13 protein-coding genes, 1 other RNA gene and 1 pseudogene are annotated in these 17541 nt (G+C 26.4%); all 15 read right to left on the bottom strand.

Features of this window, described 5'->3' with window-relative positions; translation table 4 throughout:
• Positions 1-1155: 1155 nt before the first annotated feature.
• Complete coding sequence (locus NPX79_RS02750; RefSeq protein ID WP_381414910.1) at positions 1156-2283, bottom strand: DEAD/DEAH box helicase; 1128 nt, start codon at positions 2281-2283, stop codon at positions 1156-1158.
• 96 nt (positions 2284-2379) lie between these two features.
• Entirely contained in the window at positions 2380-4644 is a 2265-nt protein-coding gene (locus NPX79_RS02745; protein WP_381414909.1) for an AAA domain-containing protein, read from the bottom strand.
• Between the two features lie 87 nt (positions 4645-4731).
• A complete protein-coding gene (gene rpsI, locus NPX79_RS02740; RefSeq protein WP_381414908.1) occupies positions 4732-5130 on the bottom strand; it encodes a 30S ribosomal protein S9 in 399 nt (132 codons plus the stop codon).
• Between the two features lie 5 nt (positions 5131-5135).
• Positions 5136-5591: a 50S ribosomal protein L13 gene (gene rplM / locus NPX79_RS02735; RefSeq protein ID WP_381414907.1), complete on the bottom strand. Its 456-nt coding sequence runs from the start codon at positions 5589-5591 to the stop codon at positions 5136-5138.
• Positions 5592-5676: 85 nt separating this feature from the next.
• Positions 5677-6837 carry a hypothetical protein gene (locus tag NPX79_RS02730; protein WP_381414906.1) on the bottom strand — a complete coding sequence of 387 codons (1161 nt, stop codon included), beginning with the start codon at positions 6835-6837 and terminating at the stop codon, positions 5677-5679.
• A gap of 76 nt (positions 6838-6913) precedes the next feature.
• Positions 6914-7873, bottom strand: coding sequence for an ECF transporter S component (locus NPX79_RS02725; protein WP_381414905.1), 960 nt, complete (start codon positions 7871-7873; stop codon positions 6914-6916).
• 36 nt (positions 7874-7909) lie between these two features.
• Positions 7910-8566, bottom strand: a complete 657-nt coding sequence (locus tag NPX79_RS02720; RefSeq protein ID WP_381414904.1) for a uracil-DNA glycosylase — start codon at positions 8564-8566, stop codon at positions 7910-7912.
• A 5-nt stretch (positions 8567-8571) separates the two neighbouring features.
• A complete protein-coding gene (trmB, locus tag NPX79_RS02715) occupies positions 8572-9231 on the bottom strand; it encodes a tRNA (guanosine(46)-N7)-methyltransferase TrmB (RefSeq protein ID WP_381414903.1) in 660 nt (219 codons plus the stop codon).
• 13 nt (positions 9232-9244) lie between these two features.
• Entirely contained in the window at positions 9245-9979 is a 735-nt protein-coding gene (gene tpiA, locus NPX79_RS02710; protein WP_381415486.1) for a triose-phosphate isomerase, read from the bottom strand.
• Positions 9980-10111: 132 nt separating this feature from the next.
• Positions 10112-10168, bottom strand: a pseudogene (locus tag NPX79_RS02705) (hypothetical protein); the annotation flags it as partial.
• A 1-nt stretch (position 10169) separates the two neighbouring features.
• Entirely contained in the window at positions 10170-10979 is an 810-nt protein-coding gene (gene whiA / locus NPX79_RS02700) for a DNA-binding protein WhiA (protein WP_381414902.1), read from the bottom strand.
• 3 nt (positions 10980-10982) lie between these two features.
• A complete protein-coding gene (gene secA, locus NPX79_RS02695) occupies positions 10983-13361 on the bottom strand; it encodes a preprotein translocase subunit SecA (RefSeq protein WP_381414901.1) in 2379 nt (792 codons plus the stop codon).
• 159 nt (positions 13362-13520) lie between these two features.
• Positions 13521-16061, bottom strand: a complete 2541-nt coding sequence (locus NPX79_RS02690; RefSeq protein ID WP_381414900.1) for a vitamin B12-dependent ribonucleotide reductase — start codon at positions 16059-16061, stop codon at positions 13521-13523.
• A 226-nt stretch (positions 16062-16287) separates the two neighbouring features.
• Positions 16288-16693: a transfer-messenger RNA gene (gene ssrA / locus NPX79_RS02685) on the bottom strand.
• 39 nt (positions 16694-16732) lie between these two features.
• Positions 16733-17422, bottom strand: coding sequence for a DNA alkylation repair protein (locus tag NPX79_RS02680; protein WP_381414899.1), 690 nt, complete (start codon positions 17420-17422; stop codon positions 16733-16735).
• Positions 17423-17541 lie beyond the last annotated feature (119 nt).

Raw genomic sequence — 17541 nt, 5'->3', positions numbered from 1 at the left:
TTTGCTACATCAAATGCTTGAAAATTATTTTTAGAATAAGATCCCACAAATCAATTTGCATCATCAGGTAAGTTTATTTTAAAATCTAAAATATTTTTATTAATAAATTTAATTTTATCTTTATTATTAAAAACTATTATTGGAATGTTTTTAGATATATATTTTCCTAAAAAATAATTTAATTTATCATCATCCAACAAGTTAAGTTTTTTTAAATTAATAAAAATAATATCTGACTTTGCTAAAACATCTNNTCAGAAAAGTTTGTTAATAGATATTGTACGTTTTTTGTTTTTTGATAATCTATAAATTGCNACGCTAGACAAGTTAAAATAATTTAAAATATCATAACTGTTCTTATTAAAAAAGTCTTCAATTAAATTATTTTTTAGTGTTTGGTCCATGTTTATTTTTTGAGCTAGTAGTGAATTGTTTGCTTTTCAAAACATATTTTTGTTGTCATCTAAATATAAATCTAGTTGTTCATACACTTTATTTTTTTCAGCTTGTTTGATAAAAGTTGTTAAATCTAAATTTGTATATGGAATTCCTGACTTTGAAAAATTAACAACTATTGTTTCATCTGTAAAATTGTTTTTCATATTTTTTTGTAGAGAATATTTTTTAATGAAATTAAATCAATTTTTTTGTTCAATAATAAAGTCTGTTGTTTGAGATATTGGCAACTTAATTTCTGCTAAATTATTTTTGTAATTGGTTGTTTTACCAATCAATGTTTTATCATTTGTAAATGTTTGAAAAAGCTCATCATAGTATAAATATGACAATACTTCTTCTGTTTTGTTACTATTAATTATTTCTTTAGTATTAAAAACTTCCAAAAAATCTTTATTTACAAAAATATTTGTTAAAGGCAACTTAAAATAATCAGTATTTTTTTCAATAGCTGTTATGTTTTTAAAATCAATAATATTTGCTTCTACAAGATCTAAAAAAACACTGAAAAATATTTTGTAATTTTTTATATCAAACTCTTCATGCAATATATCTTCTAAACTTTTATTTCGATCTTTATAATTTGCCGAAATATAAATTAAAAAATATTCAAAAAAGTTTGGTTTACGTGGCTTTTTAAACTTTACAACAAACTCGTTTTTGTGTAAAAAATATCAAACTAATATACTTCCTAACATTTTAATTCTCCTCTAATATATTATGTGCTTCATGAATTATGCCATAAGTATTAATTATCTTTGCAATTCTTTTATAAACATCAACTTTAGTTTGTTTCATAGGATCATTAAAATCAGGCATTGGAATTTCTAAGTTTTTATAAAAATCTAAGGCTCCCACAATTACAAGCATTTTTTTAGCTCTTGAAAATGCCACATTTATTCTTTCATACTTTTCAATAAATGATGCATCCATTTTACTTGTGTCTCTTGGTCGACGAACAAGACTTACAAAAACATGATCGGCTTCTTTACCTTGAAAATCATCAACAGTTGAAATGTTCAATTTAATGTTTTTTAAATTAATTTTGTTTAATTCATGTTTTAAAGCCGTAATTTGTTTTTTATAAAAACTAATTATAGCAATTGTAATTTTTTCTGTCGGTTTTAAAGATTCTTGTATTTTTAACAAAGAGTTCTTTATTAAATTTATTTCAAAAACATTAGATAAACTTGTAGAATTATAAGCTCTATCTTCTATAACAATTTTTCCATGTAAATCGGTTGAAGAATCTAATCAATATATTGATTTATTAGGTTCAAAAATTGTTAACCCTTTTTGATTTTTCACACTTATTGTATGTCTTAAATCAAAGTTTTGATTTTTTGTACCAAGTTTAAGCTTATTATTATAAAAGTTATTCACGATCTTCATTATGTCTTCATTTGAACGATATTGCTCTAATAAAATACCACTAATTGTGCTATTTGCAGATGAAATTATATTTTTAAACATTGATTCTTCAAACATTTTTTTAAATTCACTATAATTAAAATCTTCTCCGTGAATTTCATTAATTAATTCCACATCTTCTTGGCGAATTGGCAGAATTGGTGGTAATTGACGATAATCTCCAACCAATATTGTTGTTTTACCAAAAATAATTGGCATTAAAATTTCAATTGGAGTTAATTTTGATGCTTCATCAATAATAACAACATCAAAATACATTTTAGCAATATCGATTGAATCAATATTTGCCGCCAGTAGTTCTTTATTTTTTTCTTGTTTAAATAAATTATTTGATGTAGCTGTAATGGCGTATACATTTGTATAATCTTTTATAAAACTATTACTATACTCCAACACATCTTTTGCACTACTCTGTTGTTTATTGTCTACAACTTCTCCTTTAATAACATTAAAATCTAAATCATAATTATTGTTTAAATAATTTTTAATTTTTTATAATCAATANTTTTGAGTTGTGTTTTCCACATTTTTATCTTTTGCGGTTAAGCGAGTAATTTCTTTATCAATAAATATGTTTAAATCTTTTAAATTTTTAACACTTACCTCTTTTAATAAATTGTTTTTAGTTAAATATTCCAAAATATTGTGATTANNATTTTGCTTGTGATATTTTTTTGTAAATCTTTTTTTTTGGTTAATAAAATTTTTTATTTGTTTTCTATTTTCATCAAGGCGATTAATATATGACAAAACATAGACATTGGTAAATAATTGTAAAACTTTTTCTAACGTTAATTCCGTAAGAACATCTTCAAAAGTTTTTAATTGTACGCCTTTAAATGTTTTTTCATTAGCTAGTGATAAAACTTTTATTACTTCTAGGGAGAATAAACCTTTATCAATTATTTTGTTAGAATCATTAAAATATCCCTTTAAGGCTTGTAATGATTTTTCAATATTATTTTTTAACAATAATTCTTTAGCATCGCTTTTTTCTAAAGTTTTAATATCTTTAAATATAACTGCAGCAATATTAGAGTCTTTTTTTAAAGATGTCATACTTTTTAAGTTTTCAGCTTTCTCATTAATAAACACATTTTTTTTCTCAATTTTAATATCTAACATATTGTCAATTGCTTTGTAAAAATTTAATACTACATTTGAAGCTGAAAAAAACTGCGAAGCTTGTTTATCTTTTCCAAATTTTTTTGATAGCTTAACAGGAGAAATAGACGGTATTATAGGTAATCTTTCTAAAACATTATCAATTGCTGTGTGATTTTGAGATGAAATTAATACTTTTTTCCCTTGTTTATTGAACTTATGAACTAGTTCTGTTATAAATTGTGTTTTACCTGTTCCTGGTGGTCCTTGCAACACAAAAATATCATTATTTTTTAAAGCTTTAATGATATTTTCTTTTTGTGTAACACTTAGATTAGAATAAAAATCTAAATCATTTGGGTCAATTGTTTTTTGCGATAAACATTCAATATTTGCTGAATTGAATAAAAAATTAATTAAAAACGGATTTGTTACTTTGTTTGATTTAACTCTTGAAATAACAGTTTTCCCTCTATTAATTAAAGCGCTTTCTCCAGTTGAAGGAAAAGCTAAGTAACCAATTTCTGGAATTACTTTATTAAAGTCCTCTTCATTTATTTCTGTATAAAAAACAGCTGTTTTAAATTTTGGTAAATTTGTTGTCACAGGTAACTTTAGTTTTTCCATAAAACTTTGTTGATAACTATTAACATTAAAATTATCTAGTTTAGTAATTAATTTAATTGCCCCCTCACTTCTAGTAATTAAAGATTTATTTTTTTCAAAAAATTCATCACTAAAAACAAAGCCATCAACATTGAAGAAGCTTTTATTCTTGCTAATATTAATATCTAACGGCGCCAAAATAACTTCATCAGATTTAATAAAATAATTTATATTTTCTAAATTATAATTTAAATACATTGAAGCTACTCAAATTATTGAGAATTCTATTTTTAATTTAGAGATTTCGTTTTTTCAAGAAATTGGAACAAAAATAAAATTATTGTTAGTGATCATTTTTTGAATTTTCTGGTTTTTAATATTTATTTGGATTGGTTCTGGAATTCTATTTCATTGATCTTTATTTAACTTAATAAATTGTTGTTTACTAATTAAGTCATAAACAAATGAATTATTTTTACGATAACTTGTTAACTTTTCGGAAAAATCGAAATACCTTTCTCATTGTTGAATAAAGTTTTCAAAGTTAGAATGTAATACATTAATTTTTTTTATGTTTTCTGCTGTAAATAAAGTTTCTGTTAAAAAATTGTCTAAATTTGTGCGAGATACTTGAATGTTTTTTTCACACTTAACTTCTATCCCTTTAAATTTTGTTTCAAAATTGTTGTTGATTAAATTAGTTTTAATAATATTTGTTACATCAATATATGACTTTTTAAAATCTATTTTACCTACAAAAGCCAAAGAACTATTTTTATCTTCTAACTCAACCCCAACAGGCAAGTCATCAACACGAACAATAACATCATATTCTTCAATTTCTTTATTATTTTTTAAGGTTTTAATAGTTGCAGTTTTAGATAAAAAAACAATATTAACGTCTGTAAAAAAATCTGACAAAACTAAAGTATTAACAAATTCATCTTTTTTTCAAATATTTTTTACTTGAAGTTTTAAAAAATCTTCTTCTCCAAAATCATTATGATTAATTATTTTGTAAAAATTAAAATGTATTTTATTATGCATAAACTTTTCCTTTTACATATTATACAAAATAAGAACATAAATTACTTTAAATAAACAAAAAAAGCCTTGCGGCTTTCAAAATTGATATTAACGTTTTGAAAATTGTGGTGCACGACGTGCAGCTTTCAATCCATATTTTTTTCTTTCCTTAATTCTAGCATCACGAGTTAACATTTTTGAATGCTTTAATAAAGGACGATAGTCCTTTGAAGCTTCCAATAATGCTCTTGCAATACCTAAACGACAAGCTCCAGATTGACCAGTGAATCCACCACCAGTAACTTTAATAGAAATGTCAAAGTCACTTCCAGTACCAGTAATTTTTAATGGTTGCTCTAAATCTTGTACTAATGTTGCATAAGGGAAAAATTCCAATGCAGGTTGCCCATTTACAAAAATGTTTCCTTTTCCAGGTGTTAAAATAACTTGTGCAATAGAAGTTTTTCTTCTTCCAGTACCACGATAAATTACGTCTTTTTTAGCCATAAATCTTAGTTACCACCTTTCTTCATATCAGAAACATCCATCATAATTGGTTGTTGTGCCTCATGTGGGTGCTTTTCTCCAGCATAAACAAATAAATTTCTATAAAGTTTTGATCCCAATCTATTTTTTGGCAACATTAATCTAACTGCTCTTTCAACTGGATAAACTGGTTTTTTTACCAACATATCTTTAGCTTTAGTTGTAGTTAAACCACCAATATATAGTGAGTGTTTATAGTAATTTTTTTTGTTTAATTTGTTTCCAGAAAATGCAATTTTTTCTGCGTTAATAACAATTACATTATCACCACAATCAACGTGTGGTGTGTAGTTCGGTTTTGTTTTACCTTTTAATATCAATGCTATCTTAGTAGCCATTCTACCTAAAATTAAATCATTTGCATCAATAATGTATCATTTTTTTTCAACATTAGTTGCATTGATCATAGTAGTTTGTCTCATAATTTATGCTCTCCTTACAATTACCGTACCAGGGTTAATGTATAAAGCAATATTATTATATCAATAACATTTTTTAAAAACAACTTTATCTACTTTTTAAATAATATATTTTTAAAAATTTAGTAATTTTTTTATGAAATATTTGAATAGTAAGTCCTGCCATAATCATTACTGCGAATATTCAATAAAATCATTTAACTTCACCTAAATTTAAACTAGGGAAAATTTTACTTAATATTATTTGTAAGAGTGGTGTTCATAATAATGAAGACAATAAAACAGCCGCTGATAAGTTAGAATCTAAAACTTGGCTACAATTAAATCAAAATAACCTGGCACCAACAATGACTAACCCTGAAATTAACAAGTAATAATAAGTGCCAAAGTTTTTAATTAAAAAATTATAATGACCATTTCATAAATATGTTATATTTTTACCCATAACACTAGAGGCTGCTGGTAAGAATATAACCAACCCAACAATGAAGCTAAATCCTGTTTTTAGCAAAATAATATCATTGCTATTTATTGTTTGTTTTTCTTTATGTAGTAAATAATCATTAATTAGCGCTGTTAATCCATAAGTTAGCCCAGCAAAAGTGGATAAAATAATTGCTAAAATTAATTTTCATAAAATAAAATTACTTAAAAAAATATATGTAATACTCATTATAAAAACAGACCCTATTGTAATAAAAATACCAATCTTACTTACAAGAGAAATTTTATCTTTAAAAATAACTTTTGTACCAATATATGCAAATAATGGAGAAATGTTCAATAAAACATTAGGCAATGTGTTGCTGTTAGGTAATAAGTAGCTGGAAGAAAACATTATTAAGATCATAGCTACTGGCCCTGATAATATTCCAATAACCATCATTAATAATATGTCTTTTTTAAGAATAGATTTTAGCGTATAAGACAAACCAGTAAAAACGGAAAAAAATGCTCAATGAAATCATAAACCAATAATAAAGGATGTTTTAGAAATATTTAATGTTTTTTTCCTTATATTACTAAAGTTACAAATATAAGATAAACATATTCAAGATATTAATTCATTTAAATAATTACTAAATATTAAAACTAAAATTAGTTCACTTGCACTAATAGATGAGTTTTTTTTAATAAAAAAAAGCAAGAATGGAATTATTGAATAACATATGGCTGATGTTATGCCTAAAAAACCACCAAAAATTGTTTTATTATTTAAATAATCGCGATTTAAGTGAAATTTACTCATGAGCCTCCAAAAAAAATATTAATTTAATTAGAACACAAAAATGCTTTAAAAAACAAAAAAAATGCTTTTGAAGCATTTAATTATTGTTTGTTCGATGCACTAATGGCGAAACCGCAATATAAACTAAATATATAACAGCTACATTAAAGAATATTTTCATAGGCGCCATTGCTAACCGCGCGACTAAGGTTACCCCATATCCTGAGGTTTCTGCTGAGTCTCCTTTAGAAACTGTCAGAAAGGCAATATCTCCTCACGGAGAAATTAAGGATGTTATTAAATATTCACATAATACACAGAGTAAAATTACTGCAATTACATCTTGATACTTACTTTTTGTTTTGTCATATTTTCGATAAATAAAGGTTATGGATCATACGACAACAATGGACAATCCCCCACCTAAAATTAATAAAAATACTAAAACTTCTTTACTAGCAACCAATCCCCCAAATAAAGGAATTCCATCAGGGAAGTCAGAATATCAAGTCATTAATGATGTTAAAGTTACAAATCCAATAATAAAAATATTAGTAAAGATAAATAAAAATCATTTACTTGAACCTTTTTCATTAGAATTTGATAAACGATATAAATCACCCACAAATCCTGACACAAGACCAAAAAATATTATTACTAAAATAAAGGCAATATGCACAAACGAAGGCACAAATAACATAACAATAAAATCTGTAACAATCGCTGAAATAACACCGACAATTGGCCCAAATATAAACCCAGAAATTTTAACCATGACGCCCTCAAAGGCAATTCTAATTGGTGGGAAAACTGTTATTGGCACAGTAATTGATATTAAAATTGTAATTGAAGCTGAAGCCGCTGACAACAATGTAATGTAAGCAATGTTACGAGTGTTAAATATTATTCCACGATAACGGCTGCGCTTAAATTTGTAAATATAACCTTGATATAGGCAATAAACTACAAACATGACCCCCAAAATACCACTAATGACCTTAGCTGTAAGGTCGCTATAAAAATATTTTGAGAATTCTGCAAAACTTAATAGATTCATTTACTCTCCCAACTAAACATATAAGATAATTATACATTATTTATGCCATTTAATTCCATTTTTTCCTTGTTTTGCTAAAAGACTATTTATTTTAATAAAAAAGTTTTGATCTTTAAATAAATGATAACTAAACGGTGAAGGATGCGCCCCTTCAACCAAGTTATTAATTTTTAATAAGTTTTTCTTAAAACTTTTTGCTTTATTACCTCATAAAACAAAGATAATATCTGAATTTTTTTCTATAATATAGTTTAAAAGGTTTTCACTAAATTGTTCTCAACCTAAATTATAATGACTGGTAGGCGTATTTTTTCTTACGGTATTTACTATGTTATATAAAAAAACCCCTTGCTTAATTCACGAAACTAAATCATTTGTTTTGGGAAAACTCCCATATTCTTTATTAATTTCTTTATAGATATTTTTTAAAGATGGTGGAGTTTTAAAATTATTATCAACACCAAAAGCATACCCTAACGCTTGTCCTTCATTATGATAAGGATCTTGCCCAAGAATAACAACTTTTATATCATTTAACTTGATTAAACTAAAAATCTTAAAAATATTTTCTTGTTTTGGAAAACATAAGTTATCTTTATATTCTTTTTCGATATTTTTTAATAAATTATTAAAATAAGATTTTTTATATTCATTTTCAAAAAATTCATTTCAAGAATTGTCATATTTTATCATTAGTTTTAGCCTTTTTCATTATTAGGAAAAGTTGCTAGTAAATAATTGATGTTTTTTCCAAGATTATGTCATTTTTTTTCATATTCTGTTGGAACATTATTTTTTAATAACTCTAAATTTTTATATAAATCACGTGATTCTTTAACAATATTTCATTTATTATCAACAAAACTTGTAATGCTATATAAATATAAATTATCGTTATCTGTTTTTTGTTGAATGAAACCAGATGATTTTAAAATTGTTTTATAAATTTCTAAAAAACTTTTATATGTTAATCGGCGTTTTTCATGACGAAATTTTGGTCACGGATCTGAAAAATTTAAATAAATACCATCAAATGTGTCGGGTGCAAAAATTTCTAAAAGATCTTTAGCATCAAAACTCATTAACTTTAAATTAGATAAATTCATATCTTTAACTTTTTTTAATACGTAAAAAAGCACTGTTGGATATTTTTCCACAGCTATATAGTTGTTTTGAGGATTTTGTTGGGCTAAATTAATAATAAAATCCCCTTTACCACAACCAATTTCCAAAAAGGTTTTTTGTTTTTTTGGAAACAAATTGTTATCTTTTTTGCCATCTAGTTTATTATGGTCGACAAAATAAACTTTATCATCTAGTAAACTAGATAAAGCGTTCTTATTATATTTTAATCGCATAATAATCCAAAAATTATAGTAATTCTAAAAATGATTTAGGATCTAATGATGCTCCCCCAACTAGGGCTCCATCGATATCTGGTTGTGAAATTAATTCAGCTATGTTGTTTGGTTTAACACTTCCACCATATTGGATTATTACTTTATCAGCAATTTTTGCTCCAAAGTTTTCACTAATTATATTTCTAATTTCTTTACACACATTTTGTGCAATTTCAGCTGTTGCTGTTTTTCCAGTTCCGATTGCTCATATTGGTTCATAAGCAATAATCACTTTTTCTACATTATTTTTTTCAATTAAAGATAAGTTTTCTAAAAGTTGTTTTTTAACAACAGCTATTGTTTCTTTGTTTTCATATTGTGATAATGTTTCTCCACAACATAAAACTGGTGTTAAATTATTATCAATTAATTTTTTCACTTTTTTAGCAATATCTGCATCTGTATCATTAAAGTATTCTCTTCTTTCAGAATGCCCAATTATTACAGTATCAATATTAATATCTTTTAACATATCAATTGATATTTCCCCTGTATAAGCTCCACTTGCTTCAAAATGACAATTTTGAGCGATGATGTTAACGTTTTTTGCTTGTTTTCTAGCTTCATCTAAATATATAAATGGCACACCGATTCCTGCAACCGTGTTAGTTTTTGCAACTAATTTATCCACTTCTTTTATAAAATCTAAAGTTTCCTTTTTGTTTTTGTTCATTTTTCAATTTCCAAAAATTACTGTATTACGCATAATTACCTCTTTTCATTCATTAATGTCATTATACAATATAATGATTTGTTTTAATTGTTTGCTTCATAATTTTTTTTTAATTTCTCTAAATAAGTGATTTATCCCTGATTTACTTATATATCTATTATATTTTTCAAAAAATAAGTCACAAAGTTCCAAAAGTGAAGCTGCATCATTATCTAATCTCAATCTAGCTACTTTTTGAGCATTTTCACTTAAACCAGCTAAAAGGTCGTTTTTTTTCTAAAAAATTAATCATATTAATTTGTTTCAAAGAAGATGCATTAATTTTCATTTGGTTTGAAATATCTAAGTTATTATAACGATTTAAAGCATTTTTAAAGCTGCGATCCATACGATCACTTTCAAATAACAACATATTATCCGTTGCACTCATAAATACTAAAAAATCTGTAATATGTGCTGATGTTTTTAAATAAGCACCATATCTATTTTTTCTAATTAGTTTTTTGAATATAAAATCTATATTAAAAGTTGCAATAGCTTTAATAAAGTTATCAGTTGTAGTTTCATTATCAAAAGAAAATTCAATATGATAGTTTGATGTTTTAGGTGAATTAACACTTCCACAAGCAACAAAAGCGCCACTGTAAAATGCACGATCACACTCATTAAAGTCTTCCTCTAGTGCTTGATCATGTTTTGGGAATTCCACAACATCCACCCTATTATTTATAGAAATTTGATTAAGTAAAATATCAATTCCTTTATAAACTCTACATTTTACAAAAGATAAATTTTTTGTTTTAGATTTATAAAGTGAAAATTCTATTTCAATGTTCGGAAAAACTTCTTTAAACAACTTTATAATGGTTCTAGCTATTGGTAAGGATTTAATAACAAATATTAAAGGTTCTTTTGAGTTTAATGGTTGTTTTTTTTTGACCAAGAGCAAAAATGATTGCATAAAACTCTTTTTACAACAATCATTTATAATTTTTTTGCTTATTTCATCTTTTACGTCAAAAGAAAAACTCATATATTACCCTTTTTGTTTGTATATCATTAAATCTTGTTCAGAATCATTTTGTGGCTTTGTAACTTGTTTGATTGTAACTGTAGCTAACTTTATAACAACATCATGTGCAATATTTACTTGCATGTTTTTGTATAATGCTGCTGCTTCTTCTACATATGCATGTAACGGATTTGTTTGAGCATAACTTCGTAGATAAATACCACTTCTTAACTTTGAAGCTTCATCAATATGTTTAGTTCAAAAGTTATCAAAAGATTGTAAAATTATTTTTCGTGCAATATCGTTTTGAACTTCTGGTTTTAAATCACTATTTTTAACTTTGTAAAACTCAAACATTTTCTCTGAAACAATTTTAGCAATTTCATTACGTTCTTTTTCATTAATATCTTCTATTTTTACAGAGTTTGGAATAACAACTTTACCGTTAATCCCTTTAATTAATCTTTCATAATTTACATACATTTCATCTTGAACTTTTTCTGAAAATATATTTGTAATATCAAAAGCTGCAGTATATTGCATTTTTTTAATAATATCTTCAATGTTATTTGTAGTTAGAATTAAATCACGACGTGAATACATAGCTTCACGATGTTGTGCTAAAACGTTATCGTAATCTAAAATATTTTTACGTTGATCAAAGTTAGAACCCTCAACTTTTTTTTGAGCATTAGTAACAGCTCGTGTTAGCATTTTTGATTTAATATAATCATCACCTAATTTATTAAACATTTTTTTAATACGATCAGCTCCAAAACGCATCATTAATTCATCTTCCATTGAAACATAAAAACGACTAAATCCAGGATCACCTTGTCTTCCGGCACGCCCTCTTAACTGATTATCAATTCTTCGTGATTCATTTCGCTCCACACCAAAAACTGCAAGCCCACCAAGTTCTTTTACACCTGATCCTAACTTAATATCAGTCCCACGACCAGCCATGTTTGTAGCAACAGTAATAGATTTTTGATGTCCAGCTTTTTCTATAATATCAGCTTCACGCTCATGATTTTTAGCATTTAACATTTCAAATTTTAAATTATTACTACGTAAATGATTAGCAACAACTTCTGATGACTCAACTGAAGTTGTCCCAATTAAAATTGGTTGACCAAGTTCATGTAAAACTTTAATTTCTTTAATTAAAGCTTTTAACTTAGCATTTTTATTACTAAACATGTAGTCAGGTTGATCATTTCTAATAATTGGTTTATTTGTAGGAATTTTTACAACACGCATGTTGTAAATTTTTACAAACTCTTCTTCTTCAGTTTTAGCAGTACCAGTCATCCCACTTAACTTATTATAAAGTCTAAATAAATTTTGATATGTAATTGTTGCCATTGTTGAAGTTTCATTTTCAATTTCTAAATTTTCTTTAGCTTGAAGTGCTTGTTGCAATCCATCACTATAAGAACGACCTTCCATTAAACGACCTGTAAATGAGTCAACTAAAACGATTTCTCCATTTTTAACAACATATTCAATCCCATTTTTAAAAACAAATCTTGCTTTTAAAGCATTTAAAATTATATGATAAAGTTCTGTGTTTTTAATATCAAACAACGAACCTACACTAAACATTTTTTCAGCTTTGATCACACCTTCACTTGTTAGTGAAACTTGTTTAGTTTCAATATCAATATCAACGTCGTTTGTTCTTTTTAAAGTTTTTACAAAAGCATCAGCTGCTTTATATTGTGGATTTCTATTTTGGCGCCCTCCAGCAATAATAAGCGGTGTTCTTGATTCATCAATTAAAATTGAATCTGCCTCATCAATAATAGTAAAATTCAATCCTCTTTGAACTTTATCACCCATTGTTTTAGCCATATTATCACGTAAATAATCAAAACCTAATTCAGAGTTTGTTGTATAAGTAATATCAGCACTATAAGCTTCTCTTTTTTGTTGTTTTGTTAATTTTCTTGCATTTAAACCAACGCTTAATTTTAAGAAATTAAAAACCTTCCCATTTATTTCAGAGTCTCTTTTTGATAAATATTCATTAACAGTAACAATGTGTACACCTTTTTTCTCTAAAGCACAAATATAAGCCGCCATTAAACCAGTCAAAGTTTTACCTTCTCCTGTTTTCATTTCAGCAACATCCCCTTCAAATAAAACAAGCGCTCCAACTAGTTGAACTTCGTATGCTTCTAGCCCTAAAACTCTTCTTGCAGCTTCTCTTGCTGTTGCAAAAGCCGGTACAATTAAATCACTTAAACTAACTTCATTATTTTGTAATTGTTTTACAAATAAATCTGTCTTATTTGATAAATCTTCATCGGATAAACCTTTGTATTCTTCACTTAGTTTTATTATTTCTTGAGCTGTTATTCTATGTTTTTGAACTAATTTTTTATCGCTGATCGCCATTTTGAGACCCCTTTTCTATTTGCTATTTTAAATCATCTTTTTTATTTTATCATATAAAAAATTAAATATTTTATAATTAAAGTATCATATAAAAAATAAATCACTCGTTACTTTGGGTGATTTATTCTTTATTTACCTTTTCTATTATAATATTAGGAATTATAAACCACATTTAAATTGCATTCCACAATTGTTGCAAGTTACGCATCCCCCAGCATCGATCATTGTTCCTTCTTTACATGTTGGACATAAATCACCTAAATCTGTTCCAATTTTTCGATCTTGTTTAATTCCACGTAAGTTTGCTAAGTTTTTTAACTCAGCTTTTTTATCATCCGTTAATTGTTGTACTCCATCAGTTTCAATACCAAAATTTTGAATATTTACTTGTTCAATGCTATCTAAGTTGTTTTCATCATTTGATAATGATAATACTTGAGTATCACGTGAGCCATCAACGTAAACAGTTCCACCTTTGGCTCCGTTTTTGTATAATCTAATGTATATTTTTTCAACATCTTTTACAGAATACCCTTTTGGAGCATTAACTGTCTTAGAAATTGATGAATCAACTCATTTTTGAATAATACACTGAACATCAGCGTGTTCTTCTGGTTTTAATTCCATTGCTGTTACAAATATATTTGGTAATTCTTTACCTTTATATTCTGGATTATGTTCTAATCATTCTTTAACAATGGCTGCTTCTACTTTTACAAATTTTCCTAAACGTCCTGAACGATAAAATTCAAATGCAAAATAAGGTTCTAGTCCTGTTGAAACACCAACCATTGTTCCAGTTGATCCAGTTGGAGCAATTGTTAATAAGTGAGAATTTCTAATCCCATATTTTTTGATGTTTTCTAAAATATCACTTGGCATATCTTTCATATAACCAGTTTCAGTAAACTTCTCTCTAGAAGTTAAGAAAGGGAAACTTCCTTTTTCTTTCGCTAACTCAATTGATGCACGATATGCAGTTGTTGAAATTGTTTCAAATATTTTATCAACAACGGCGTTTCCTTCATCACTTCCATATCTTAATCCTGCATAAATTAAAATATCATGCAGACCCATAACACCAAGCCCAAGTCTTCTTTCGCCTTTTGCTTGTAATTCATTAGCTTTTAAAAAGTAAGGTGTAGCATCAATAACATTATCTTGTAAACGAACACAAGTTGTTACTGATTGTTTTAATTTATCATATAAAATTTCTTTTGTATTTTTATCAACAAAGTTAGCCAAGTTAATTGCAGCTAAATTACATACAGAATATGGTGCTAGCGGTTGTTCTCCACAAGGATTTGTTGCTACAATTTTCATTCCATATGCTTTTGCATTTGTTTTGTCATTTGCTTGATCAATGAAGAAGATTCCAGGTTCTGCTGAATAGTTAGAACAAAAATTAATTAAATCTCAAAGATCACGAGCTTTCATTGTACGGTAAGTTTTAACTTTATAACCCATTTGTTCTCATTCACGAACATCACCAATTTCTTTTCATTTTTTATCATAGAATTTTTTTTGCNNAGTTTTATTATAAGAATCTAAATCTGGAAATTTTAAATCTCAATCAGCATTATTTTCTACAGCTTTCATAAAATCATGCGTTAAAGTAACAGAAATATTTGCCCCAGTTAAATAATCTGGATTATTTACTTCTCAAGTTCCGCCGTCTTTTATTTTTTTGTTAACATATTCTAATGTATTTTTATCAAAATTATCCGGGTTACTTAAAACAACATCACAAAAGTTTTGTTCTTCATTTGTTAATGGAACAAATTTTAATTTATTATTAGCTTCAGCTCTAACAGTTTCATCACTTGAATTTTGTGCTAATCATCTTAAAATTTTAGCATTTTGCATTTTAGAAATGATAAATTCAACTATATCTGGGTGTCAATCAGCTAACATAATCATTTGCGCCCCGCGTCGACTACCACCTTGCTCTACTAAATGTGTTAATGTTGATAAATCGTTCAATCAAGATACAGTCCCACTTGAACGTCCCCCAACTCCTTTAGCTACAGTTCCTCTTGGCCTTAAAGTAGATCCATTTGATCCAACTCCTCCACCTCGCGACATAATTTCCATAACTTCTTTACGGTGATTTGAAATACCTTCACGAGAATCTGGAATAAAAGGCATTACAAAACAATTAAAAAAAGTTACACTATTTCCACTACCACTACCATATAAAACTCTACCTGCTGGCACTATGTTATGATCTTTTAATTCGTTATAAAAATTATTAAAATGTGTTGTATCAGTTTCGTTAAAACTTAAAGCTTTAGCTACACGATATGCTATTTGTTCGTAAAACAATTCTAACGGCTTATCAACCGATGTAATTGTTTTTGAAATAATGTTTGTTTCACCTTCAACTAATAAATATGGATCAATTGCACCCACATATTGTTCTTCAATTTCAATATGACAAATATTATTTTTTTTGTCAATTTTGGTTATGTAACCAATTCCGCGTGACGGAAAAACTCCATCATCTTTTACAACAGTTATTACTAAATCTCCTACTTTTAATGTTTTATGATTAATGTCTTTCTGTGCATAACGGTCTAAAACAACCATTCTTGAAACCCCATCAAAAACAACTTTATAATCTGGTTCAATTGTTTTTAGATGTGGGAAGTGTTTGTTAATATCATTATTTAAATTATCGATAAGTTTTTGATTATACATTTTATCCCCCAAGTTTAATAGTTTTATTAATTGTTATATTTATTATTATTTTGTTGTTATTATTATTTTTTTGATATTTTTTTTATTTTTCTATGTATATATATTTATACACAAATTAGAGAATAAATAAATGAAAATAGAAGAAATAATAAAAATATTTTTAGTAAAAAAACATTTTTTATTTACATAAATTAATCCCCAAGAATTAACATATCTAAATAAAAAATGGTGGAGGTGGCGAGAATTGAACTCGCTTCCAAAAAAAAGTTTGCTAGAAAGCGTCTACAGTTTATCCTTGTTAATTTATTTCATTTATTGCAAAAACAAGAAAAATTGCAATTAAACTATCTTTATCTTTTTAAATAACTATTACTAAAGAAAATAATAGCTATCGATCAAAACTGTATTTAATCTTTGTACCATAGTTTTGAAATAAGCACAAAGTTTAGCCAAATCCTAACTGCGGATTATTAAACAGCTAACATAGTAGCACTTGCATTGTTGTTATTTAACATGAATGCTGGTACTTCTACTTTTTTATCATTTTTTGCATTTTATTAATCCTAGCATTATGGTCTGCAAAACCACTGCAACTCTCTATCTGCTTTATCTGTCGAACCCATTACACCCCCATGAACTAATTATATAACTTTAACAACATAAAAGAAACACTATTTTTTTTCATGCTTAGCAATATATTTTTTTGTAAATTTTATAACATCTGGAATTTTACATGCTGTCTTTCCCATATCAACTGTAAATTTACCAATAACTCTATGAGTTTCGTAAACGTTTTTTCTCAGTTTTTTAACATAACAAGCCACAGCTATTAAAAAATTATTCATTGTATATTTTACTCTGTTAGACGATATTTGTAGCCTGTTTTCAATGTGAGCAATAATTTTATTCAATTCTACTATGTTTTGCTCAAATAACCCCTTCTTAATGGCTTTTGCATATAAATTATAAGCTAAACTTTCTAAAACTGGATTATTAGAATTCATAAAGTCCATAGTATATTGGTGAGCATTATCATGCTTTATTGCCATTTCTACTACATAGTTTTCTGTTAAAGAAGAACTTTGATCACACATAGTTCAACTTAAAAATTCTTCATCAGATAAATCATTAGGATCAATTGATAAAAAAGCTATAATTCTTGCCTCATAATATTTTGACTCATAAAGTTCTTTGCACAACATTAAGTTATCTTTAACTTTTTGAACTTTTTTTGCTAAATCTAAAATTATAGGTGTTTTAACTCCAAATATTAAACCGGTTGTTCCATGATTCTCATAAATTTTTTTGTATTGTTTAGAACCGTTCTTTTGTAAAGTTTCTATTATATTTTTAAAAGTCATAAATATTACCCCACAATTAAACATTTCATATTTTTATTATTATAACATTAAATGTAAGGCATATAATTTATCAATTTAAAGTAAAAAAAAATTGCTAAGCAATTTTTCAATTATTGTTT

Origin of the sequence: Spiroplasma endosymbiont of Anurida maritima (assembly GCF_042465095.1) — a bacterium.
Taxonomy (GTDB): Bacteria; Bacillota_I; Bacilli_A; order Mycoplasmatales; family Mycoplasmataceae.
The sequence above is the reverse complement of the archived record's forward strand: the minus strand, read 5'-3'. Positions and strand labels throughout refer to the sequence as shown.